The organism is Paenibacillus rigui, assembly GCF_002234615.1.
GTDB classification, from domain to species: domain Bacteria; phylum Bacillota; class Bacilli; order Paenibacillales; family NBRC-103111; genus Paenibacillus_S; species Paenibacillus_S rigui.
In genome coordinates this window covers 1-26,126 of the sequence record NZ_NMQW01000062.1, presented here as the reverse complement: position 1 = coordinate 26,126, position 26,126 = coordinate 1, and the positions used below count along the sequence as shown (strand labels likewise).

The 26,126-nt window shown below is 50.1% G+C and carries 11 protein-coding genes and 1 pseudogene; 11 read left to right on the top strand and 1 reads right to left on the bottom strand.

The genetic code is table 11. From position 1 onward, the window contains the following. Window positions 1-56: 56 nt before the first annotated feature. Window positions 57-785: an SDR family oxidoreductase gene (locus CF651_RS30250; RefSeq protein WP_094018589.1), complete on the top strand. Its 729-nt coding sequence runs from the start codon at window positions 57-59 to the stop codon at window positions 783-785. 78 nt (window positions 786-863) lie between these two features. After that, window positions 864-1,172, top strand: a pseudogene (locus tag CF651_RS33485) (transposase); the annotation flags it as partial. A 69-nt stretch (window positions 1,173-1,241) separates the two neighbouring features. On the opposite strand, the gene CF651_RS30240 reads toward CF651_RS33485, so the two are convergent. Beyond that, the gene (locus tag CF651_RS30240; RefSeq protein WP_094018588.1) at window positions 1,242-3,155 is read right to left on the bottom strand and encodes a DUF2334 domain-containing protein; all 1,914 of its coding nucleotides are present in this window, start codon (window positions 3,153-3,155) and stop codon (window positions 1,242-1,244) included. Window positions 3,156-3,308: 153 nt separating this feature from the next. Between CF651_RS30240 and CF651_RS30235 the strand changes: the two genes are divergently transcribed. The 9 genes from CF651_RS30235 (at window position 3,309) to pelA (ending at window position 25,860) form a co-directional block, all read left to right on the top strand. Then, window positions 3,309-5,750 (top strand): ABC transporter permease, encoded by a 2,442-nt coding sequence (locus CF651_RS30235; protein ID WP_094018587.1) that lies wholly within the window; start codon window positions 3,309-3,311, stop codon window positions 5,748-5,750. Between the two features lie 36 nt (window positions 5,751-5,786). Then, window positions 5,787-7,022: a glycosyltransferase family 2 protein gene (locus CF651_RS30230; RefSeq protein WP_245856215.1), complete on the top strand. Its 1,236-nt coding sequence runs from the start codon at window positions 5,787-5,789 to the stop codon at window positions 7,020-7,022. 10 nt (window positions 7,023-7,032) lie between these two features. Further along, the gene (locus CF651_RS30225; RefSeq protein ID WP_218827892.1) at window positions 7,033-8,109 is read left to right on the top strand and encodes an ABC transporter ATP-binding protein; all 1,077 of its coding nucleotides are present in this window, start codon (window positions 7,033-7,035) and stop codon (window positions 8,107-8,109) included. Between the two features lie 58 nt (window positions 8,110-8,167). Continuing rightward, window positions 8,168-9,400, top strand: coding sequence for an efflux RND transporter periplasmic adaptor subunit (locus tag CF651_RS30220; protein ID WP_094018584.1), 1,233 nt, complete (start codon window positions 8,168-8,170; stop codon window positions 9,398-9,400). Between the two features lie 592 nt (window positions 9,401-9,992). Further along, window positions 9,993-14,243, top strand: a complete 4,251-nt coding sequence (locus CF651_RS30215; protein ID WP_179233069.1) for a helix-turn-helix transcriptional regulator — start codon at window positions 9,993-9,995, stop codon at window positions 14,241-14,243. 204 nt (window positions 14,244-14,447) lie between these two features. Continuing rightward, window positions 14,448-14,723, top strand: coding sequence for a response regulator transcription factor (locus tag CF651_RS30210; RefSeq protein ID WP_094018582.1), 276 nt, complete (start codon window positions 14,448-14,450; stop codon window positions 14,721-14,723). Window positions 14,724-14,862: 139 nt separating this feature from the next. Further along, on the top strand, window positions 14,863-18,423 hold the full coding sequence (locus CF651_RS33075) for an S-layer homology domain-containing protein (RefSeq protein WP_245856214.1): 3,561 nt from the start codon (window positions 14,863-14,865) through the stop codon (window positions 18,421-18,423). Between the two features lie 912 nt (window positions 18,424-19,335). Beyond that, entirely contained in the window at window positions 19,336-23,745 is a 4,410-nt protein-coding gene (locus CF651_RS30195; RefSeq protein ID WP_094018580.1) for a cadherin-like beta sandwich domain-containing protein, read from the top strand. 228 nt (window positions 23,746-23,973) lie between these two features. Continuing rightward, window positions 23,974-25,860, top strand: coding sequence for a pectate lyase (gene pelA, locus CF651_RS30190; RefSeq protein WP_094018579.1), 1,887 nt, complete (start codon window positions 23,974-23,976; stop codon window positions 25,858-25,860). Window positions 25,861-26,126: the final 266 nt, after the last annotated feature.

The following is a 26,126-nucleotide window of genomic DNA, read 5'->3' as shown; positions in this document are numbered from 1 at the left end:
GTAATTAAATACTTTTTAGTAGCATGTTTTAGAGAATAGATTAGGGAGGCAATTTTATGAATAAATCCGAGATCGTATTAATCACAGGTGGAAACAAAGGTATTGGTTTTGAGACAGCAAGACAATTGGGAAAAATGGGTTATGAGATTTTAATAGGAGCAAGAAGCGGAGATAAAGGACAAGAAGCCGTAAAGTTATTGGAAACGGAGAACATTAAAGCTAAAACAGTTGTTCTTGATGTCACAAACCCCAGCTCCGTTCTATCCGCAGAAGAATGGATTGAACAAGAATATGGATACCTTGATATCTTGATTAATAATGCAGGCGTATTTTTTGAAGGCAACACACCTCCAAGTGAACTGGAACTGTCCGTTCTGAAAAGTACATTTGAGACGAACGTTTTCGGCGTATTTTCTGTCACTAAAGCAATGCTCCCATTGCTCAAAAAGTCTTCTGCCGGGAAAATCATTAATCTTTCCAGCGGATTGGGTTCTTTAAATTTGAATTCAGACCCAACATCTGAATTTTATAGTGTGAATTCGCTTGCCTACAATAGCTCCAAAACAGCTGTAAATGCTATAACCGTTTTCTTTGCTAAAGAACTAAGAGATACTCCTATTAAGGTCAACTCGGTTTGTCCTGGCTTTACAGCTACCGATTTAAATGGTAATAGTGGCTATCGTTCAGTTGAACAAGCTGCTTCCATTGTAGTGAAGCTTGCCACAGTAAATAGTGATGGCCCAACGGGTGGCTTTTTTGATGATCATGGAGTTGTAGCTTGGTAAAGCTATACATCAGTACCATTTTAACCGAGCAGTTTCTGAGTATTCCGTAAAGCTAGTGCTGGATTCCGAAACGATTTTGCCGCCTATATCGCGCAGTTGATCACAACCGATCCGCAAGCCGAATGGATATTTATCGTCGATGGACTAAACACATTTTTGGCCGATCCGTCGCATCGCATCCGATTCGTTTATACGCCCAAGCACTGTTCCTGGCTAAACATGATCGAGTTATGGTTCAGCATTTTGGTTCGTCGGCTGCTCAAGCGCGGAAATTTCAAAAGCACCTTGCACTTGCAGAAGCAAATCTTTCAGTTTATCGAATATTTTAATGCAATTATGGCTAAGCTTTTCAAATGGGCATACAAGGGTAAAGCATTGAGCGTTTAAATGTAGGTGTATTTGCGGAAAGAAGCACTAGAACTGGCAAAAATAATGGAGGTATCCCTCCGTGCAAATTTAAGGGGCGGAGGGCTGAAAGGACAGAGACAGATCCAGAGCAGCTCTGTCCGGATTGAAAGAGCCGATATCCTCTTTCCCGTTGCCATCGAAGTCCCCGGAAACCGCAATTCGTCCCTCTCCTCGAGCCCAAGGTCCATAGGCGTTGTCCATAGGTTCAAAGTGCAGCTCCCCTTTGTTGAGATACACCTGCCAAACCCCTCTATAGGGTTCATAGAAGACGAGATCGCTTTTACCATCACCATTCGAATCCATAATCAGCATCTGTGTATCTTTTTCCTGCCGTTTGACCGATAAGGTTACCGGCGAACGGAAGCCGAGAGGTTCACTTTCATGATTCGGATAAATCGTGACGGTTCCGTCCCGCCCGTACACAGCGGTATCGTTCTGCCATCTGCTTTGAAAATGCCCGATTCCCCATTTTGCGCCCGTAGGGAGCTTAATCATGGTTGAATCCGGGCCGTTCAGTTTGGTTAAACCGGAGACCAGCATCAGCTGGTCTCCTTTTTGCGCGATAAAGACAGGCGGCTTTGCAGCATCTGCACGGTATAACTGTACGTTCTCCAGCCCTATAGGAAGCTGTCCATAAGGAGCAGGCAGTCTCCATGACTGACCGGTGGAGTAATAGACCAGCACCTCGCCGGTTTCATAACGGTATTGGACCAGATCATCCTTGCCATCGTGGTTCAAGTCGGATACCCACAGCCGATCCTCCGGCTTAAAGTCTTGGGTAAGCCAGACCTGAGCAGGAGCCTGCGGCCGGTTACGGGGCCATTGATAATCGCCGGGAATCCTTTCAATCCGGTCCGTATATCGAATAGCCAGATCGGCATGCCCTTTTCCGGTAAAATTGCCGATGAGCAGTTGGCTGGTTTGAGTCCCGGGCGGCACAACAACCCGATGCGCAGGAGAAAATGGGACCGTTTCCGAGAGCGCAACCCAGCGGTAGCCCTCTTTGGCCATACCGGCGGTCAACCGTTGTAACGGTGAGGAAGCATCGGCTTTATAACGGTATTCCGGAAGACCGTCACGTCGTTGTGTATGGCCGTCGGAGTCTTGTACAGGCTCTAGGTAAGAAAACTCGAGCAGCGGGTGGAAATATAAAGAGGCTAGACCGGTATAGTCTGCGGCTTTTGTCAACACTTGCTCGACCGAGTTGCCGTCGTGAATATATTTCAGAGGCGCTGGCACATAGACCGAACCGAGGGTTTCCTTTCCTAAAGCATTCTCGTTCTCGTACATGTTGAGGTCATGAAACGATCTCAGGGAATAAAAATCCGGTTGATAAAGAATCCCTACGTAAGAACGGAAAACTTTTTCCTGTTCACGGGTACTCTTGTAATGGGGAGATTCCCAAAAGGCAGGGTGAAGTCCGGCCCGTTCAAACGCGGTTAAGCTTTGCTCGATATGTTCGGCGGCGAAAGAGGCTTCATCGGTTTCCGGCGCATCGGGGACTGCAAATTCCCGGCCGATGGCGCTGTTTTGATATCCGTCCCCGCGGGCCTCCGTTCCGTATTGGTGGGTATACCCGTGCATGCCGATGAGAGCCCCTTGCTTTTCCGCAGTTTGAAGAAGATGAATGAACTTATTCAAGTAGGGGTCATCGCCCGGCTGGTCCAATCCCTTCTCGTACCAGGAATGATCGCTTCGCATGCTTTTCCAATGGGGAATGAGAGCAATTTGAAACGGGATATGCTGTTGATGCAATTCGTCGAGCACTGCGCGTAATTGGCCTAAGCTTTCTTCACTGGAGTAATAGCCGCCGGGTCCGATGTCTTCCAACCGCAGCATAGCGTGTTTTTTGTTGACGTTCGGATAGGTGTTTGTACCCCTAATGGTATAAAGGGTAGCGCTGATTCCCGCCAAAAGGATGATGCCTGTAGTTATTATGATCCATCGTATACTCAATCGCACGAAATCGAAGCCCTCCCAAGTGCACCCTTTTATCCAACGAAATCGATAATATGCCTAAAGTATAAAGCATTAGGGTTCTGACTGAAACGACCTGTAGTGTAATAATTGCGAAATCTGTCGAAAAAATGAATTTGATTGCTTATAATGTAGAATATGGGCAACAGGGGACGTGCGAAAGAGGAGGGACAATCGCTGCATTGTATTCGTTGGCGTAAAGTATGGCGGGATTTGTGGATTCAGAAGCCACGCACGCTATTGGTGGTACTGTCCATTGCATTAGGTGTAATCGGCGTTGGAATGATCGGGCAATCCAAGTCCGTTTTTATACAGGGAATGGAGAATAGCTATGAGGAATCTAACCCTTCCCATATTACGATTCTCTCCGAATCGTTTGGCCGTGATATTGTACAAATCGTGAGCAACCAGCCAGACATTAAAGCTGTAGAGGCGAAAAAAACCATATATGGGCGAATCAATGCTGCGAGCGGCGGAGAGAACCGCCCGGTTGATACGGAATGGAAGGAATTTCAGCTCTTTGCTGCGAAAGATTTTCCGGGTATGAATATGGACAAAGTTTATCCTAGGCAAGGTCAGTGGCCCCCTGCTGACGGTGAACTGTTTTTGGACGAAACGAGTATGCAGTATCTCAATCTCATGGTGGGCGATTCAGTATGGATGGATTTGGGGAACGGGCTCGTTCCCAAGCTGCGAATCACGGGTGTGGTTACCGATCCTTTGAGGGATTCAGCATACATCACGGGAAGATGCTATGGGTATGTCACCCTGGAAACGCTGAATCAATTCGATCTATCTCCGACCTTTAATACGCTTGCTCTTAAGGTGGAGACGAACGAATCGGACGTCAAGCATTTGAATGATGTGGCCATAAAAGTTCGGGATCTGTTAAATGATAATGATATTAACGTGTTTACCATCACCATTCCGCCTCCCGGGAAGCATTGGGCGTATGATCTCGTGGTCTCGATTTCCTATATTCTTCAAGTCTTCGGGCTGCTCATTATGGTTTTGGGTTCCACTTTGATTATCAATACGATCTTCGCGATTATTATCGGCCAACTGCGCCAAATCGGCGTAATGAAGGTAACAGGGGCAAGTACGGGAACGCTGATCGGCATGTATATGGGGAGCATTGCGATTCTCGGATTGCTGGCATTAGTTGTCGGTGTCCCCTTGGGCTTGGGGGCGGCTGAATGGATTACACGGCGGTCCTTGCAGCTTTTGCATTTTCAATCAATAAAGGATGGAAGCTCCGCTCTTGTGATCGTTCAGCAGATCGGGGTTGGACTGGTTCTCCCCCTGCTGGTCTCGTGCATTCCGGTTGTTATGGGAACCCGGATCCCTGAACGCGTTGCGATCGGAGGGCTGTTGGATCAAACCCGGTTCGGACAGTCAAGGTTTGAGAACGCTTTGAAAATGTTCCGTTTCGTATCTCGACCGCTGGCGTTATCCCTTCGCAATACGTTTCGTCGAAAAGGCAGACTGCTTCTCACCTTATTTACGCTCAGCCTGGGAGGAGCCGTCGTCATTTCCGTATTTAGCGTGCAGGAATCGATTCAGCAAACGATCGAAAATGTTTTGAAGTATTCGAACTATGATTTTCGGATCGGCTTCAGCTCCCCTCAGCCTAAGCAAGAATCGGAACGGCTTGCTTCGGAGGTACCGGGGGTCGCTAGAGTGGAAAGCTGGTATCAGCATATGGCCACTCGCCTACGCACGGACGGGTCGAAAAGCCAGGATTGGTCGATTGTGGCTCCACCGGCTGATTCGACTTTTATTTTACCGAAGATTGTCCAAGGACGATGGTTCCGTTCCGGGGATGAAAATGAAATTGTGCTGAATACCTACCTGCTTAGGCAGGAAACGGATATCCGCATCGGCGATGAGCTTGAGCTGCGGTTTAAAGGTTCGCAGTATCGCTTTCGTGTGGTTGGTTTTGCCGCAGCTCCTGCCGAGGTCGACGGTTATGCCGATTATTCGACGCTTACCCGCCTCAACGATGCTGATCAAATGGCTTCGATGATCCAGGTCAAGACGAATGAGCAGGATCGCGATCAACAGGCAACCATTGCTGCCGCAACCGCGAAATATCTAGAGGAGCGTGGGATTAAGGTCAATTCTCCGATGCTTTCGGCGGATATCCGCAAGGTGCAGGAAACCAAATACAGCATTATTACGGTCTTGTTGACCATCATGTCTCTTGTGCTTGTTCTGGTTGCAGCCTTGAGTTTGACGGGTACGATGGGGTTGAACATGCTGGAGCGAACCCGGGAGATCGGGATCATGAGCAGTATTGGCGCGACCGATTATGCGATTTGGAGAATCGTTATTTTTGAGGGTGCTTTTATCGGACTGATGAGTTGGGCTGGTGCTGTTCTTTTTGCCATTCCGATCAGCCAAATGATTTGCTATGAAGTAGGCATGTCCCTTTTTCAAGCACCGCTCGATTATATTTATTCTTACAAGGGTGTTTTCGTTTGGCTTTCGGTGGTCCTCTTGGTATCCGCATCGGCGAGCTTTGCACCTGCATGGAGGGCATCTAAATTACCCGTTAAGGATGTTTTGAACTATGAATAGCAGCGGCTTAAGACTTTCAATAGGGTGGTTATGCAGATGGGCAGCGTCTTGAATGCTTTGTTTACTTTTATGCAGATGATTGTTGGCGGAATCGGGGTCTATCAAGTCATTATTGGATTTGCAGGATTTACAAGAAAAAAGGAGTCCCGCACAAAGCCCGTTGAGAAATCCTTTGCTATCTTGATTGCTGCGCATAATGAAGAAGCGGTCATCGGTTCCTTACTGGAAAACTTGCAAAAGCTTGATTATCCGAAGTCGCTATACGAGACGTTTGTCATCTGCGATCATTGTACGGATCGTACCGTGGAAATCGCCCAATCGCTTCACGTTCATACGCTGGAGCGAAACCGACAGGCGAAGCGGGGAAAGGGCCATGCGATCGAATGGGCGCTTAATCAGCAGCTATGGAAGCTCGACCGTGAGTTTGACGCGGTGATTATCTTGGACGCGGATAATTTGATCAGCTCCAATTTTTTGCTGGAAATGAACGAAAAACTATCAAACGGCTACAAGGTGGTTCAGGGTTATTTAGAAACGAAAAATCCTTACGACTCTTGGGTGACTTTATCTTATGCCTTGATGTATTGGTACATGAATCGGATCTGGCAGCTCGCTCGTTATAATCTCGGGCTTCCGAACGTCCTCGGAGGAACAGGGATTTGTGTGGAGACCGGTCTACTAAAAGAAATCGGCTGGGGCGCGCAATCACTTACCGAGGATGTGGAATTTACCGCACGCTGTGTCGAGCGCGGAGTTTACCCGACTTGGGCTCACGATGCAATTGTATACGATGAAAAGCCGGTCGGGCTAAGAAGCTCTTTACGTCAGCGTTTAAGATGGATGCAGGGACATTTTTATTGTGCAAGACAGTATTTTTGGAAGCTTATCAAAGTATCGGTGATTAACAGAAGCCTGGCCCAGCTGGATGCGGCGATTTACTTGTTTCAGCCTTTTCGGTTCTTGATCTATATGGCTTACAGCTTTATGCTGTACTTCCAAGTGGCGACCTCGGCCATCGACCGTTGGGGCATAATGCAAATTCTCCCTGACTGGTTTTGGGTTTTGGTGAGCGCTGTGCTGTATCTGCAAACGCCGGTCGTTCTTATGATAGAGAAAAAGCCGTTCAAAGCTTTTTTAGGGTATATCCCGTATTTTCTCTTTTTGCTGACATGGATGCCAGTAACGATATGGGCTTTTTTCACCAGCAATAATCAAAATTGGAGCCATACCCAGCATACAAGAGCTATTAAAATCGAAGAGGTTTCGAAGTGAGGGCATGGCGATGATTCAGCTCAACCAGATCGTGAAAACCTTTTATCATTCAGGTGGCGCATTCACGGCATTAAAAGGCATTGATTTAACGATCGATGAGGGTCAATTCGTGGCAATCATCGGCAAATCGGGCTCCGGCAAGTCGACTTTGCTCAATATGATCACGGGCATTGACCATCCGACTTCAGGGGAGGTCATTGCTGCCGGGCAACCGATTCATAGCCTGCGTAAAAATCAATTTGTGCAATGGAGAGGGCGGACGATCGGTATTGTTTTTCAGTTTTTTCAACTGATTCCGACACTGACCTTGCTGGAAAACGTGATGCTGCCCATGGATTTTTGCCGTATGTTTACATCCCGGGAACGGGTCAAAAGGGCGAAGGCGCTGCTAGAGGAAGTGGACATGCTTGAGCAGGCCAACAAATATCCGTCTGCCGTATCCGGGGGGCAGCAGCAGAGGGTGGCGATCGCGAGGGCGCTTGCTAATGATCCGCCAATTATTGTGGCTGATGAACCGACAGGAAGTCTGGATTCCCAAACGGCGGATTCGGTATTTAGTCTGTTTCAAAAGCTTTCCGCTCAGGGAAAGACAATTGTGATGGTCACACATGATCAAACATTAGCCTCTAAAGTGCATCGTTCCATTATTGTAGCTGACGGTCAAATTGTTAATCAATATATGGTTGAAGCTTTTTCCGGTCTGGACCTGGATCAATACTCTTTGCTTCAGTCTCAACTTCAAACAATTCATTATCCCGCCGGCTCGGTCATTATCCATGAAGGAGACGAGGCGGATTGCGCCTATGTGATCCTGAGCGGTGAAGTGGAAATTTCGGTGAAGCAGCCGAATGGTCAAAAAGTGATTGTGAGCATTCTGGGGAAAGGGCAGTATTTTGGCGAAATTGCCCTTGTTCAGGGGGGGAGAAGAACAGCTACCGTTCGCTGCTCCATTCATTCGGATGTGGTGGTTGCTGTCCTTCAGCGTGATACTTTTGTTGGATTGGTCAAGAATTCAGAGATGACTAAACAGGAGATCGATCTTATGATCAGACAGCGATTGGGCCAGTTATCCGGTATTCGGGTATGAACAGCAGCAGTTGAATGAATTTCGGTCTTTAGGAACGAAAAAGGGGGACGACATCAACATGCAAAAGCGATGGTGGCTGCTGATTCTGGCATTTATTGCACTTGGCGCCAGCAGCTTCGTTTACTTTCAAGATCAACAGGTCCTCAAGGTCAATGCGGTTCGTACCCTGGAGGGGGAATTGGTCAACTATATTCAGACCACAGGTAAGGTAAGGGTACAACAGGAACATAAGGTTTTTGCGCATACCGAGGGTAAGATTCAGCAGTTATCTTTGAAGCTGGGGGATCGTGTCAACGAGGGGCAAGTGCTTGCGAGAGTGGACAACTCGGACTTTTCTTATAAGATCAGACAATTGGAAGCGCAAATGGAGCAGTCGCAGGCGAGCTTGGCAAAGCTTCAAGAAGGTGTTAAGACAGAAATGATCCGGCAGTTAGAGGAGGCTGCAAGGAGGGAAAGCATTCAATATGAAGCGGCCAAGCGGGCGTGGATTAAAACCCAAAATCTCTATGATGAGGGACAAGCCTCCAAAGACGATTTATATCGAACGAAGGATGAATTTCAATTGGCAGAATCCCGACTGCAGGAGGCCCAAAGCAATCTTCAGCTAAAACAAAAGGGGCCGGATCAACCCGATCTTGATGCGGTTTTTGCCAAATTGAAGGAGCTGCAGCTTCAAAAGGAAGAAATGGAAGCCGAGATGCAGAAGGATTTGATCATTTCTCCGGTTAACGGGACCGTTATTGGACTGGGTTTGCAAGCGGGCCAGTATGTGCAAAAAGGGGCGGAGCTTTTGACGATAGCCGATTTGTCTCAAGTAGAGATCATTTCCAATGTCAAGGAGTCGTTGGTAGGCGACGTCTATGTCGGACAAGCTGCGCTGATTCAAGGCGGAATACTGGGAAAGGCTCAATTGGAAGCCCATGTCGTGAGAATGGATCCGGTGGCCCAAAATGCCAAGGACGCTCCGGATAAGGCGGCAACGGTAGCGGTTGCGTTGCAGCTGAATCAGCCTTCGGACAAGCTGGTGCCCGGTTATAATCTGGATATCAATTTTGTTCATCAGCGGGTATCCTCGGTCATACAAGTGCCTTATGATGCGATAAAGCGAAATCAAGATGGAAGCAGCTTGGTTTGGACGGTTATCGAAGGGAAGGCTGTTCTCACGAAGGTGGATGTCGGGATCAAGAATGAAAGGTTTGTCGAAATCAAGAACGGATTAAAAAAAGATGATTGGGTCATCTTAAATCCGTCGGATGCAATGAGGGAAGGTCAAAAAGTGAGTATCAGGTAATGAAGATGGGCATGAGAATGTGATAAAAATAAACTTGTGTATTGAAGTTAAGTTAATCAATTGAGAGAATCGCCGACAGGATGAACGGCTCGTTGTGCGAGACGGTTACCGAACAAGGGACCTAAGCGGTTGGCGGTTTTCCCCTTATGGAGCCCTTGAGGGGAGGCGAAGCCCTGTGAGGGATTAAGTCCCGCGCGGACCGGAGCGAGGAGGGGAAGCCCGGCATCGAAATCTACCGCAGAGGTTGTCCTCGTTGAGTAGGCATCAGGAGCACGGAGAAAGTAGTTGTAGCAGAGCCCCTCTGTGATGGCTGCTTTTTCTGTTATAGCATATATTGGATTCTAGTATCCATATTGTGCTTCTTCGTATTGGTACAGTAATGGTAGTATTAGATGGAGCACTGGCCTTCTATTAACTAGATGGTTAACAAGGTTAAGCGGAGGGATAGGACAGCATGTCACGAACAGAGGGTATCAAGCTAAAGGAATTACTGAATGGGATTTCGATGCCGCCCCCCACCTTTTTACATATAGCTATAGCCCTGACGAAGCTGGTTCAAAATGCTCATAATCGAAATAGGATCATAGGTGATTTGAATCCAACATGTGTCCGAATCCAGGAAGGCATGAATCCAGCCGTTCTCGCAGAATATCGTGAGCCGGATTACGCTTATGTGGCTCCTGAACAAACAGGAAGGATTCATCGTGAACCTGATGAGCGCAGTGATTTGTATGCGTTAGGCATGATGTTTTACGAGATGCTTGCAGGGTGTTTGCCTTTTCAAGCACAGAGTACGGAAGAGTGGGTGCATACTCATCTTGCAGTGTTGCCCAATCCTCTGCGTGAGATGCGTCCAGAGATGGCAGGTCCATTGGAAGACATCATTATGAAGCTGTTGTCAAAGTCACCTGAGGAGCGCTATCAGAGTGCGTATGGGTTATTGTCCGATTTAAAACGCTGCGCTTCCTCTTTGGAGCAAAGGGGAGAGATCGTCTCCTTCGAGATTGCTCAAGCCGATGAGGCCAGCCGGTTTCAGCTTCCGCGGACCCTCTTCGGCCGTGAAATAGAACAAGAAAAGCTTCGTGAAGCTTTCGAACAGACTCGTACCGGTGCATCAGCGGTCGTATTCGTTAGCGGCAAGGCAGGCAGCGGTAAAACCGCATTGATCCGGGAGCTTCAGCCCTCTGTGATAAGGGTTGGAGGCCAGTTCCTTGCAGGTAAATGCGATCTAATGAACCGGGATATTCCTTTTGAACCGATTCTTCAAATGCTGCGTGGATTGATTCAACAAATCTGGAGTGCATCGCCCGAAAAGGTGGCAAGGCTGAAGGCCCGGTTAGCGAAGTCTTTAGGCACGGGAGCGGGCGTGATTGCTCAGCTTCTGCCTGAAGCGGCAACGCTTCTTGGCGACTTGCCTGCTTTGGAACAGCTGCCTCCTGCGGAAGCGGCAATCCGGTTTCGTCTGATGCTGCCTATTTTTATAAAAAGTTTTACCGGAAAGGAACATCCGCTCGTTCTATTTCTGGACGATCTCCAATGGGCTGATCCGGCTACGCTGGATGTTCTTAGCACAATTTCACACGATTCAGCCTTGCAGGGGTTATTAGTGATAGGCGTATATCGAGAGGAATCGACAAGCCGGACGGAAAGCGAGGAGACACAAGCTGCAGCAGCTCTGTGGATCGAGCAGGCACTTTCCCTGAGCAAGGCTGAAATCCAGCTGCAGGTGCAGCATTTCGCGCTCGCCCCTCTGTCTTATCTCGATGTAAGACAATTCGTCTCGCATGTTCTGAACGAAAATACGGCCCGCATCCGACTGCTTGCGGAGTCGATTTACCATCGAACGGGGGGGAATCCGCTTTATTTACACCGTCTTCTGGATAGTCTGTATCGCGAGAAAAGGCTGTATTTCAATGAGGAACAAGCTATTTGGACATGGGACGCAGATACCGTTGCACGAATACCCGAAGACCCGGACATCCTTCATTTAATCGGAAAGCGTATCCGTATGCTGCCGCAGGAAACGATGGAACTGCTTACTATAGCGGCAGCCATCGGGCACCGTTTCCGCCTTGGGACGATAGCACTCGTAAGTAACTACACCTTGCCCTATACACGTACGCTTTTAGGTTCAGCCGAGGAAGAAGCTTTCATTTGCCGGGAGAACGACGCTGATCAAGCGGAAGGGGACGACGGTTATTATACTTTTTTACATGACCGTGTGCAGCAAGCCGCCTATCAAATTGTCCCCAAATCGGAACAAGCAGCTTTGCATCTGAAGATCGGACGCGCGATGCGCAGCCAAGGGTTCAATCAGAAGGAAGAATTCATATTTGATATGGTTTTTCACTTGAATCTGGGCTGCCATGAGATGACAGATGAGGCGGAGAAAAGAGAGCTGGCTGCCTATAATCTTAAGGCAGCTTTGAAATCGAAAGCATCTACGGCTTTTGCGTCAGCGCAGCGTTTTCTGGAAACCGGTTTGCATCTTGCGCGGGGTGAGGAGAAGGGAACGGATTCTCTTGCCTACCGTATCATGCTGGAGATGCCTGAATGCGAATATATGTGCGGTCGAGTACATCGTGCGGAAGAACTGCTCGATCAGTTGATGACCCTTACCACGGACTTGGTCCAGCGTTCCCGCATTTACATGATTCGGATCGCAATGAATGCTTATTTAAAAAGAGATGGTATAGCCGTAAATATCGGACGACAGGCTCTGGAGGAATTCGGCTGGAAACTGCCAATGAAGCCTTCTAAAGCAGCTATCGTGAAAGAAGTAGTCATGACGCGAATCGCCCTATACAGAATGCGTTATAAGTTGCCGCTTTTACCGTTAAACCGCGATCCCCATTATAAAGCTTTGTCGGATCTGGTCATGGCGATATCGGCTTCGGTATTTAGCTTAAGTTTGGAACTGTATGCCGTACTGCTTTCTAGGTTCGTTCGCTATGGTTTGAAGCGTGGAAACGGTGAAGCTTTCGCGTTGATGCTTTGCATATACGGCAGCATTTTTGTTAAAGGATTTCCAAGCTTTGTTCCAGGCTACAATGGCCGGTTCCGTCTTACGGAAACTTCCTATACGGAGGCCGCTTATCTTCTTTCGGCTTCTTTTGAAAGCAGATCTTTTCAATGCCATCTTCACTTATATAGGGGCCTCATCACACAGCATCGGAATCCGATAAAGGCGGTGGAGCATTTCGAGCAATCTGTACGCTATGGACTGGAAGCTGGTGATTTGACCTTCGTCGGCCATTCGATGCATTCGCACATTACCACGCATATTGGTGATTTGCACACGTTGTCTGAACGTATTACTTATTATGAAGAAGTTTCAAAGCTGCTTGTTGATGAAGATACGTTACAATTATTTCGTATCGCGAGACGGTATATAGCGGAATTGAATGGGCTAGCCAGCGAAATTGATGAAATTTCAGTTCCGATGGAAGGTAATCCACGTAACCAAACACAGAACAACCAGGCTTTCTATACCTGCACCTGCAAAATCGAGATCGCCTATCTGATTGGACAGTACCGTGAAGCCCTAAAATGGGCGGAGCTAGGCAGCTACAACTCTAATCAGCAGAATCCGCTGCAAATCCGCAAACAGCATGTCTATAAGTCGCTAACACTGGCTGCTCTGTATTCGGTCGCATCGCTCGAAGAGTGTAAAAGCATTCGCCATTTGCTTAACAAACAATTACGCTCCATGACACAAGAAGCTGGCTTTTACGGACAGGAGTCTTCCGCTTATCTGCTCATCACGGCTGAACTGCAACGGATTGACGGCAACCGAGTGGCTGCCATACAAGGTTTCGAGGATGCTATCCGTGCAGCGCGAAGTGAAGGATACGGGATGATGGAAGCGATCGCATGCGAACGGGCTTCGATTTATTACAGAGTATCGGGTATGACTACGGCGGCGGATGCGCTCATGACGGATGCCTGTGCTGCTTATTCAAGGTGGGGGGCAGCTGCTAAAGTAAGACAACTGAGAGAGACCTATCCCGAACTGCCACTATTTATTACACAGCGGCAAGTTTCGGCGGTTGATGAGGAAGTAGGACAAGATGAAGCTGTGCGGAATATGGCGCTCGATATCGTTGACACAAAGGCGCTCATCCAGCAAATTTCGAGCTGGTCGAGCACGGCTGACAACCAGGATGTGATGAATCAATTTCTTGATTCGGCGCTCCGTTATTCGGGTGCAGAGAAGGGATACGTGCTGAACAGCCATGAACAAGGCTTCTCTATAGAAGCGCAAGCAGGAAGAAAGGAGCATACCCCGGAAGCTCCTTCGTACGCAGAAGCTATCGTTCGCTATGTCGTCAACAGGGGCGAACCGGTCGTGCTTGCGGATGCTTCACACAGCTCTTATGCGGCTGATGCTTATATCCGTCGTTGCCAGCCGTATTCGGTTCTGTGTATGCCTGTTCTGTTTCCGGGGAAATCGCAGCCGTCCGTCCTGTATTTGGAGAATAACTTGATCTCCGGTGTTTTTACAGAGGAGAGGCTGGAGGTTCTGGATCTCATGATTACCCGAATGGTCTATCTGAAATCGTTGAAAGATTCCCGCGAACAGATCAGCGTATCCAATGATTCGAGCCGCAGCGCAGGGGGTATTTCCGAACAAGCTTCACAGCCGCTAGTTGATCCTTTGACGAGCCGTGAAAAGGAAATTTTGTACGCACTGTCGGATGGTTTATCCAATAAAGAAATCGCCTACCGTTTTGGGATAACGGAAGCTACGGTCAAGAGCCATGTTTTCCACTTATACGGAAAACTCGGCGTGAAGCGGCGAGGACAGGCGATTGCACAGGCAAGAGAGCTGCAATTAATTTGATTCATTTGTATATAGCAAGATGTACGACAAGCCAATAATCGGAGCCGTGAGACGCTCGGTTATTGGCTTTTTTCGACATTTTTTTCTGAATTACAACTTTAGTTTGACGCTTTTTTCGTGCATACGAGCTATGCTGAGTCCCTGAGCAGGGAAGATTTGATTCTAATCGCCATACAAACTGTCACAAAGAAAGGAGAGGATCCTATGGATGCCCAAGGTACGGTTTCTGGCGAGCCGCATGTTCATGCGGAGAATGCTTCCTACGCTAAAGGTTTGCCGCTGGTCGTATCCTTGACGAACCGTGAAACGGAAGTTTTGCATCTGCTTGCGGACGGCTTATCTAATATGGAAATTGCCAACCGCTTCGGACTCGCGGAAGCAACGGTTAAAAGCCATCTGGTTCACTTGTATAAAAAGCTAGGGATCAAAAGGCGTACACAGGCAATCGCATGGGCAAGAGCATGCAAGATATTAGATTAGCCTTCGAGCAATGGCGAGTTCCGACTAAATTGCTGTACCGCTAGTCACAACCATACTAATGAATTTAGAGGTGTAAATGTAAATGAATCCATGTAAATCCCAACTTAGGTTTTGGTCATGCCGATCAGGAAGTGTATTCTTGGTATTTCTGTTCGCTATGATGTTCATCCCCTTCATGGGTACAGTAGAAGTGGCCCAAGCCGCCTCGCCAACTTGGACATCATCACCACCACCGCCACCGTATAATGTGACTTCCTTGGTTAATGTAAACGGCACGTTGTATGCGGGAACGCAGAGCCGCAGCAACGCCGTATGGTCGTACGATGGCACGACGTGGACGCAGATGAGTGGCTCGCCGAGCTATGTGACTTCCTTGGTCAATGTAAACGGCACGTTGTATGCGGGGACGAGCAACGGCGGCAACGCCGTATGGTCGTACGATGGCACGGCGTGGACGCAGATGAGTGGCTCGCCGAGCTATGTGTATTCCTTGGCTGATGTAAACGGCACGTTGTATGCGGGAACGCAGAGCAGCGTCGACTACGTATGGTCGTACAACGGCACGACGTGGACGCAGATGACCGGCTCCCCGGGCTATGTGTATTCCTTGGCTGATGTAAACGGCACGTTGTATGCGGGGACTCAGAATGGCAGCGACGACGTATGGTCGTACAGTAACGGCGCGTGGACGCAGATGACCGGCTCGCCGAGCAATGTGTATTCCTTGGTCAATGTAAACGGCACGCTGTATGCGGGGACTCAGAATGGCAGCGACGACGTATGGTCGTACAGTAACGGCGCGTGGACGCAGATGACCGGCTCGCCGAGCAATGTGGCTTCCTTGCAAAATGTCAATGGCACGCTGTATGCGGGGACTCAGAATGGCAGCAACGACGTATGGTCGTACAGTAACGGCGCGTGGACGCAGATGACCGGCTCGCCGAGCAATGTGGCTTCCTTGGCTGAAGTAAACAACACGCTGTATGCGGGAACGAATAACGGCAGCTGTGACGTATCGTCATACAGTAATGGTACGTGGAGCGGCACGCCGTGCAATGTGACTTCCTTGATCAATGTAAACGGCACGATGTATGCGGGGACGGGTAACGGGATCAACAACGAAGTATGGTCGTACAACGGCACGACGTGGATGCAGATGATCGGCTCACCGAGCAATGTGAATTCCTTGGTCAATGTAAACGGCACGTTGTATGCGGGGACGTACAACGGCGGCAACGGCGTATGGTCGTACAACGGCACGACGTGGACGCAGATGCCCGGCTCGCCGAGCAATGTGAATTCCTTGGTCAATGTAAACGGCACGCTGTATGCAGGGACGGACAGCGGCATATACGGCAGCAACGGCGTATGGTCGTACAACGGCACGACGTGGACGCAGATGCCAGGTTTTCCAAATACTGGTGTAGATTCCTTGTTCAATGTAAACGGCACGTTGTATGCGGGAACAAATTACAACAGCGTATGGTCGTACAACGGCACGACGTGGAAGCAGATGCCCGGCTCGCCGAACTATGTGTATTCCTTGGTCAATGTAAACGGCACGTTGTATGCGGGGACGAATAGACTCAACAACGGCGCATGGTCGTACAACGGCACGACGTGGACACAGATGAGTGGCTCGCCGAGCAATGTGTTTTCCTTGGTCAATGTAAACGGCACGCTGTATGCAGGGACGTTCAACGGCAGCAACGACGTATGGTCGTACAACGGCACGACGTGGACGCAGATGATCGGCTCGCCGAGCAAAATGAGAATCTTGTATGTAAACGGCACGCTGTATGCGATAGGAAGTTTGGGTATGGCACATGTATCGCTCATACCCGACGCTCCATCCGGAGTATCGGCGGCGGCAGGCGATGGACAAGCCACCATCAGCTTTACGGCTCCTGTTAATGAAGGAGGCACCGCGATTACGGGCTACACGGTAACCGCTAATCCGGGAGGCTTGACGGCTACCGGAGCAACAAGTCCGATCACGATCGCAGGCTTAACGAATGGAACCGCATATACGTTTACAGTCGTTGCGACGAATGCTGCCGGGAATAGCGCTGACTCCAGCGCAGTGAGCGTAACGCCGCAAGTTCCAATACCTGGGGCCCCAGTACTGCAGTCACCTGTTGCAGGCAATGCACAAGTAACGCTTACTTGGAATCCGGTAAACGGTTCGACTGGTTACAAAGTATTCCAAAGCGTGACCTCGGGAACCTATGGAAACGAAGTCGCCACAGTGAGCGGCTCGGTGTACAGCAGTACGGTGACAGGCTTGACCAACGGAGCGAACTATTATTTTGTCGTGAAGGCAGTTAACCCTGGAGGAGAAAGTGCGGCTTCCAATCAAGTGAGCGCAATGCCGATAGCAGTTCCGGGAGCGCCAACGGGCATTACCGCTGTCGCAGGTAACAGCCAAGCGACAATTACCTTTACGACTCCAACGGATAACGGAGGAAGACCAATCACGGGCTATGAGGTTACTTCTTCACCGGGTAATATCATTGTTACAGGGGCAGCAAGCCCGATTACGATAACTGGCCTAACGAATGGAACGGCCTATACCTTTACGGTAAAGGCGATTAATGGCGTGGGCAAAAGCGTGGCATCTGCTATTTCCAATACTGTAACACCGAGTGCACCAGTAGTTCTTGCAGCACCAACCAATCTTGCTGCCACTGCTGGAAATTCACAAATTAATTTAACTTGGTCGTCAGTTACAGGAGCAACTTATTATAATGTCTATCAATCACTAGACAATGTAACCTATCATTTAATTAGCACTCCTGCTGCAGTAACAGCACTTGCATATCAAGTGACTGGGTTAACGAATGGCAGCCTGTATTACTTCAAAATATCCGCAGCCAATACAGTTACGGAAAGTACGTATTCGAATGCTGCAAGTGCAACACCTACATCAACATCAACATCAAAATCAAAATCAACAAGAGGAGGAACGCCGTCACCGACTACAGCCCCACCTGTAACATCTGATCCAACACCTACTCCTGAACCTACGAATCCTACGGTTGATGCATTCAAGAGTAGCGTTGTTAATGTAGCAAACTTAATTAAAGCTATCGAGTCCAAGATAACGGAAGCTAAAAAAGCTAATGATAAGGTTGAATTAACTGACACTAAAGGGCACTGGGCTGAAAAGACGATCGATACGTTCGTGAAGCTGCACATTATCGATGGTTATGGGGATGGCAAGTTCCATCCTAACGGTAATATCACACGTGCGGAGTTCGCAACGCTCATTTCTCGCGTATTCGATATTAGCGGGGGGACTGGTCATTCCGTTGCTCTAAGTGATGTTAGCAGTCACTGGGCAAAAGATGCTATTGAAAAACTCGTTAGCGCAGGGGTACTTGATGGTTATAGCGACGGAACATTCAAGCCGGACCAAACGATCAGCCGCGAAGAAATCGTCATCATCCTATCTCGAATTGTAAACTTGGATCATATGAATAAAGATGCTTCCAAAGGCAATTTTACGGATATGTCTAGTGCAAGCCCCTATGCAGCGAACGCAATCAAGGATGCAGCAGAAGCGGGTGTTATCACTGGCAAGAGTGATGGCGTATTTGATCCGAAGGGCAAGGCCACCCGTGTGGAGGCTCTAACAGTAGTATTGAATGTACTGAACCTTAACCCTCAAATTAAGAATCTCTTGGATTCCTTGAACTAATGTCCGAAAGGGTCGGAAACGGCACTGACTTTCGGGATGAATTGTTTTTCCGTCCCGATCTGCAATTGTATAAAAGAAGCCTTTCCTTTCTGGAAAGCATGAACAAACACCGATCCGAAAGGGTCGGTGTTTATTATGAAGGCAACGGAGAGGACCTTTCGATTAGATCACATGTTCATAAATATTATGTATCATCTATTCTCTGAACAGCTTAGATCTCAGGTCGAGTGGGACCCTGATACTCAAACGGTCGTAATCAAAGATAACGGAACCGGGGCTTTAATAAATGTGACCATAGGCAGTGATGCTGCGATTGGAACGTTTTTAAATAAATATTGTTGTACTGATAGGCAGCAGTTATGCGAGGGAGACACTGAGGGGAGAGAGTCCCCCGGTCAAGGGTTCAGTCCCGCTCGGACCGGGGGACAGGGGGCCCGGCATCGAAATCTGCCGCTAAGGTTGTCCTCGTCGAGTAGATATCGGGAGCGGGAGATGAAGATTTCGCCACTTTCCCTCATCTCCATATATTATTAAATCCAGACAAACGAAAAGGAGCTTGGCCACTGAAGTACCGTGGCAGAGCTCCTTTTGCATATCTTTTTGCATATCAATAGAACTGTTTAATTTTTATCCGAAAAATTCCCAAAGCAGGAAAAGGGGCGCGACAGTCGAAGTGTAATATGATGTTTATTCAAGCTGATGATGGTTCAATTAATCCGATAAAGGTAGGAGCTGAGATGTGCTGCAGAACTCATGCGCAGTCGTAAATATCGGCGGGCGATACGTGAGAAACGATAAAGAGAAGTAGGGGGCTAGTGACAAAAGAGGCGGAATCAGGCTTGTTCCTGATAAGAATCAGGTGGCGAATAGGAAGATCGCTGGGAAAGAATATCGGAGAGAGGATGTTTCGAGTTGAATAGAAATCTGGGGAAAACGGCACGGATTGTGCTGGCCATTTTCTTGCTGTGGATGTGTGTCGTGACGGAGGATGGCTCCGTTCATGCGGCTGCAGGAGGAGATTGGGACAGGGGGAGTGCACGAATCGGTGCCATCGCTGCGGGGAGTTTCCATTCACTGGCACTCAAGCGGGATGGTACCGTACAGGCTTGGGGTAAAAACGATGATGGTCAGGCTATCGTGCCTTCCGATCTTAACGGCGTGAAGGCCGTTGCGGCAGGCAGTTCCCATTCTTTGGCGCTGAAGGCGAACGGGGAAGTGGTTGCATGGGGGAAGAATGATGTTGGGCAAATCAATGTGCCGATAGGGTTAAGCGGTGTTGTCGCCATCGCTGCAAACGGATCGTATTCGCTGGCATTGAAGTCGAATGGGGAAGTCGTTGCTTGGGGCAGTAACAGCTCCGGTCAAACGGCGGTGCCCGCGGGGTTAAACCATGTCATCGCCATTGCTGCAGGAAATGAGCATGCGCTGGCACTGAAATCGGACGGTACCCTGGTCAGCTGGGGAAGCAATACCTATGGTGAATCGGCTGTGCCTCCGGGTCTTGTTGATGTTGTCGCTATCGCAGCCGGAGACGCTTACTCGTTAGCGTTGAAATCGAACGGGGAAGTCGTCGCCTGGGGGAAAAGCAATGTTGCCCAAACGTCCGTCCCCTCCGGGCTCGACAAGGTGGTTGCCATCGCAGCGGGCGAAGCCCATGCACTGGCATTGAAGTCGGATGGCTCCGTTGTCATTTGGGGCAGTAACCAATCCGGTCAGGCAGCGATTCCCGCAGGCCTGAACCACGTTGTGGCTGTCGCGGCCGGCAAAGGACATTCAATGGCGTTGCAACTGGATGATACCATCATGGCTTGGGGAGATAATGGGGACGGTCAATCGACTGCCCCAGGGAATGTTTCCATCCCGGTCAAAGCGAAGGCGATCTCCGGTGGCGGATCGCATTCAATGGCATTAAGGTCGGATGGCATCATTGATGCCTGGGGAAGAAACGATTACGGTGAATCGACGGTAGCGGCGGGCCTCACAGGCGTAGCTGCCATTGCCGCAGGAAGGTATCATTCCGTGGCGCTGAAGTCAGACGGCACCGTCGTTGTCTGGGGGCATAACATCGCGAAGTCGAATATGCCGACAGATTTGGACGGGGTCGTCAAAGTCGATGCGAATGGCTGGTATTCGATGGCGCTGCAGTCGGATGGCACCGTTAGAGCCTGGGGCTCTAATTCATTGGGTCAAACCAACGTTCCCGCAGGTCTTAGCGGTGTGGTGGACATCGCCGCTGGAACGTACCATGCGTTGGCGCTGAAATCTGACGGCACCATCGCTGCCTGGGGAAACGATAGTGACGGTCAAGTGTCCGGAGTGACGGGGCTGAGCGACGTCGTCGCCGTGGCGGCAGGCGGCAATCATTCGCTTGCATTGAAATCGGACGGAACTGTTGTCGCTTGGGGAAGCAACAGCACCTATAATTATGGCCAAACGGCAATACCGGCGGGTTTAAGCAACGCAATCGCTGTTGCAGCGGGCGAATGGCATTCGCTGGCGCTGAAGTCAGATGGCACTGTCGTTGCTTGGGGCAACAATGATTTCGGTCAATCGACGGTGCCCGCGGGGTTAAACCATGTTGTTGCCATTGCAGCGGGATACGGCCATTCTATGGCTCTCAAGGCCGACGGTACGGTAGTTGCCTGGGGAGATAATGCAGATGGTGAGACGAACGTGCCGGGCAATGCCAATCTCAGTGATTTATCCATCAGCACTGGAGCGCTGAGTCCGTCATTCGCCCCCTCGGTTACCTCCTATACCTACCAGTATGTAGGCGCATCAACCGCCACAATCGCTGTAACCGCCATGCTAACCGATTCGGCGCATGCTGCCCTGCTGATTGACGGTCAGGTGCAGCCGAGCGGGACAGCTGTTCCCGTCAGCCTATCGGCAGGGTCAACAACGACGGTCCCTGTCCGTGTTGAACCCTACATCAAGCCGGGCAAGACCTATGCAGTTACGGTGCGGCGCGATTCGACGCCGCCTTTGATTCTCTTCGGCACGGACGGAAACGAAAGCCATACACAATCGGCATCGACAACGGTGGCGGTAACCGATACCGAAAGCGGGTTGGATACGGCTACGCTGGAATACGCGTGGTCTGCAGATACAACAGAGCCGACAGGGGGCTGGTCGCATTTTGCGAGCGGAGATACACTCACGGCAGGTGGGACGAACGGAGATACATATCTGCATATCCGGGCGCGGGATCGGGTTGGCAATGTGGCCCATACCGTGTCGAACCGGTTCCGGTTGGACAACGCAGCGCCGAACGTTATCATCACGATGGTGACAGCGGACGGAAATGCGTATATGGATAACACATGGACCAGTCAGGAGGTAACGGTGAGGGTGAACGCTGCGGATGCCGGCGGCATCACCGACCTTACCTATTCGGCGGACGGCGGTACGACATGGCACGGGTACACATCGGAGGTTCAGCTGCAAAATGAAGGGGAATTCCCTTTTTTCGTCCGGGCAGTTGATTCAGCAGGAAATGTAGCGTTGGAACAACGCACTGTGAAAATCAGTAAAACCGGGCTCAAGCTGACGCCGACGCTTGTGAAGGCCGACGGAAGCTCCTACACAAGCGGGACTTGGACGAATGCCGGGGTCACAGCGAGTGTCTACGCAGAAGCCGGTGCGAGCGGCATCGCGAGCCTCACCTATATGCTGGATGGCGGCGTACCTCAATCCTACGTGAACAATGCGCCGATTCGGCTTCAGCAGGAAGGTAAACATGCGCTCCTCTTTCGGATAACCGATACAGCAGGGAATACAGCTTCACTTCCGCTGGCAGTGCATATTGACGAGACGCCATCAACGGTTGCTTTTGGCACAGACGGAAGCGAGAGCTGGGCGGTGACTGCTTCGACGTCAGTGACAGTTTCCGATGCAGGCAGCGGAGTGAGCTCCCCAGCGTTGGCCTATGCGTGGGCGGCCGATACGACCGAGCCGTCGGCGGGGTGGAAACCTTTCGCGAACGGCAGTGAAATCTCGTTCGGGGGAGTGGACGGAGACCGGTATCTGCACGTCCGGGCTCAGGATGCGGCGGGCAATGCAGTGCATGCAGTCTCGAATCGGTTCCGGCTGGATCAATCCACCGCCGAGCTGGGCAATATGATGATATCGGCCGGAACACTGAATCCCGTCTTTGCACCCGGGACGATTCAATATGCAGCCAATGTGGCGAATGAGGTAAGCAGCATAAGAGTGACCCCTGCCGTTATAGATGAGACGGATACGGTTTCGGTTAGCTTGCAGGGCGGTTTGCCACAGATTGTACCTGGCGGTCAAGCAAGCCCGCCGTTAAGCTTGGACGTAGGCGCCAACACGATGGAAGTTCGCGTGACAGCACTGAACGGCGCGGCAAAAACATACACGGTAACAGTGACCCGTGCCGCTGCCTCCGGCACTACCAGTGGCGGTGATAGTGACAGCAGTAGCAGTAGCGGAAGCGAATTATCCGATGATGCCCAGCTTCAATCACTGCAGGTATTGGAGCATGGAATGGAGCTTGTATTTACACCGGCATTCCGGAAGGACCTTCTGGACTATCAAGTGCAAACCACAGCTGCACAGGTGGAAATCCGGGGACAAGCCGAGAATAGCCAGTCGACCGTGTCCATTAACGGCAGGATCGTAACCGGCGGGGTAACCGTTCCGCTGGACGTCGGCGATAATCGAAACGAGATTGTCGTGAAGTCGGTCAACGGGATTTCGAAAACGTACGTTCTGACCATTCATCGGACCAAAGCGGAAGCCGGCTATACTTGTCCGTTTATCGACCTGAAGGGTCACTGGGCGGAGAAGGAAGTGTGCGAGGCCTCGAAGATGGGAATCGTTATGGGGATATCGGACATTTCTTACGAACCGGATCGGTACATTACGAGGGCTGAGTTCACGGTTATGCTGGTGCGGGCTATGAAAATCCCAACCGGTGGGGACACGTCTTCATCCTCCTTCACAGATGCCAGGGATATTCCCAAGTGGGCGAAGAGTGCAGTTGCAGCTGCAGCGGCGAGGGGGATTAGCGAGGGGTACCCTGATGGCAAGTATTATCCGCAAAAGTCGATAGACCGAACTGAGCTGTCGGCCATGCTGGCAAGAGCGATCAGGCTCGAAACCGAGGGCAGCCCTGCAATCTATGCAGACGATGCAGACATTCCTCTGTGGGGAAAGCCTCATGTCTATAAGCTCAAGCAGCTTGGCATTTTGTCCGGTTACGGGGACAATCGTTTCTGGACCAAGGACTATACGACGCGCGCTCAAGCGGGGGTTGCTCTGCTGCGCCTGCTGAAGCTGGAAAAGCCTGCCCAATGAATATTCATCATTAGCGCGAAAGTTGAACCCCCGGCCCCTACGGTCGGGGGTTCGTCGTAAGTAAAGAGGAATATATGCCGGAGGCTGCCGTCTCCCTCGCCATTCACGATGGATTCGATTAAATCGGGCATATTTTGGTATAAGTTGTCTGGCGCATATATACTGTGATGTTCACTTCACCTATAATGGGGTTGAATTTCAGACTGCCCCCACAAGGAGTGTTTAAAAATGCCCAGAAGAAAGCACCGTTTACCCAAAACTGGAACGTACATCCTCTCTGCAGCCTTGTCACTGGCTTTAACGGCAAGTCCAATCTCCGCTTTTGCATTGGATAGCACAGGACCTGTGACCCGGGGGGATTTCCTCCAAGCAATAACGCAAGCCATCGGGGTGAAGGAGCAATCGCCGTACACCTTTCATTTTACAGATGTCAAACCGAATTCCCCGGATAGCGTTCTTTTGGAAAAAGCACGTTTTGCCGGAATGATCGCCGGCTTCCCGGATCAAACCGCCAAGCTTCAGGATGCCGTAACCCGCGAGCAAGCTGCGGTCATGATTGCCAAAGCGAAGAAGCTTCCCTTGAAAGCATCCTCTGCAAACGGTTACAAGGATGCAGATAAAATTTCGAACTGGAGCAAAGGGTACGTCGGTGCCGTAACGGAAGCCGGCTATATGTCCGCGCTATCCGACGGCGGCTTTGGTCCTCAAACCAAGCTGGCTGCGGACGAACTGAAAAGGCTGGCCGAAGCACTGCGGCAAGTGCGTTATATGGACGTGGTCAGCGCTAAAGCCGTATCCTCCCATATTGTTGAAGTCGTTCTTAACGGCAAGGTATCCGCCTTCGACGGCAGTGATATCCGATTGACCGCCGCTACCGGCAGCTGGTCCGATCTTGATCCTAAGCTGGAGAGGCCGCTGACGGTCAAAAATATCACATCCGTTATTACCGAAGATCATCGAACCGTCCTGCGTGTGGAAATCGAAGAGAGCCTGGAAGCGGACGGGACAATTTTGCCGGCTGCCAAGGGAGAGGAGATTCCGTACCTGAAAGCGGAATATTATACCGGGGACATGGAGAAAGATACTGTCACAGCCGATCATATTTTGACCTATCAAATCAACGGCGGCTGGAGCAAAGAAACGCCCAATTTCGTTAAGGAAAAAGGCCCCTGGGATGGTCAATTCAAGCGAGCCAGCTGGATCAATGGAGAAGGGGTTGAACTCGCGACCATTGATAACAATGCGACAACGGATGAAATCCTATTCCTCTCCTATATGTACGGCAAGACCAAGGATGAACGCTACAAACAAGCGGTACAGGACGGGTTGGGTATGCTCCTGAAAATGCAGTATCCAAGCGGCGGCTGGCCGCAAACGTACCCTGCAAGAGGCAACTACTCTGACTATGTCACCTTCAACGATAATGCGATGATTCGCGTCATGAACATCCTGACCCTGGTGAAAGACAAGAAATTCCCGTTTGATAGCGATGTGGTGGATGACGGTGTTGCCAGCAGCATCCAAACAGCATTGGATACGGGTCTGGATTACATACTGAAATCGCAAATTGTAGCCAACGGACAGCTGACCGCGTGGTGCGCCCAGAGCGATCCTGTCACCTACGAGCCTAAAGAGGCGCGCGCTTATGAGCATCCTTCCATTTCGGGCTCCGAATCGGTTGGGATTATCGCGTATTTAATGTCGCTGCCGAACCCGACTCCTGATGTAAAGAAGGCGATAGATAGCGCCCTTCGTTATTTCCAGGAGGTTCGCGTGGACGGGATGAAATTCGATAAAAAAGACCCGAATGGAATCTATATCCTCCCGGATCCGGAGAAAACGATCTGGTACCGCTTCTATGAAATAGGGACCAACAAGCCGATTTTTTCCGGCCGCGACGGCATCATTAAGCATAACGTCAACGAAATTGAACTGGAACGTATTCAAGGCTATAGCTGGACCGGAGAATGGCCGTCCAAGATTTTGAACATTGCCGCAACTACCGGATACTATGAGAACAAAGTCTATGTTCAACTCATAGGCAATGCCTCCAAAAGCGATGCGGGCCTGACTCTTGAGAAGGGCAAGCTTACTCTGGTTACAGGTTCCAAGTAAGAAGAATGGTAACTGACCTTCCGTTCTAGAAATTCTTTCAGACCCAAATAGCCAGAAACCACCATCCGAGGCGGAAGCCTACTGAAAAACAAGCGGAGTGGACGGAAGCGTTCTGTAGCGTAAGCGTTCGCCTTTGTCCCCGGATTTTGACCGCTATAAGCGGGTTGAAATGGATAAAATCCGGGGACAACAGCGATCGGAAGAATGATCCGTCCATGCAGCCGTAACGTTTTCAGTGGCCTCGCTTCTTTAGCCCATGCTTTTTT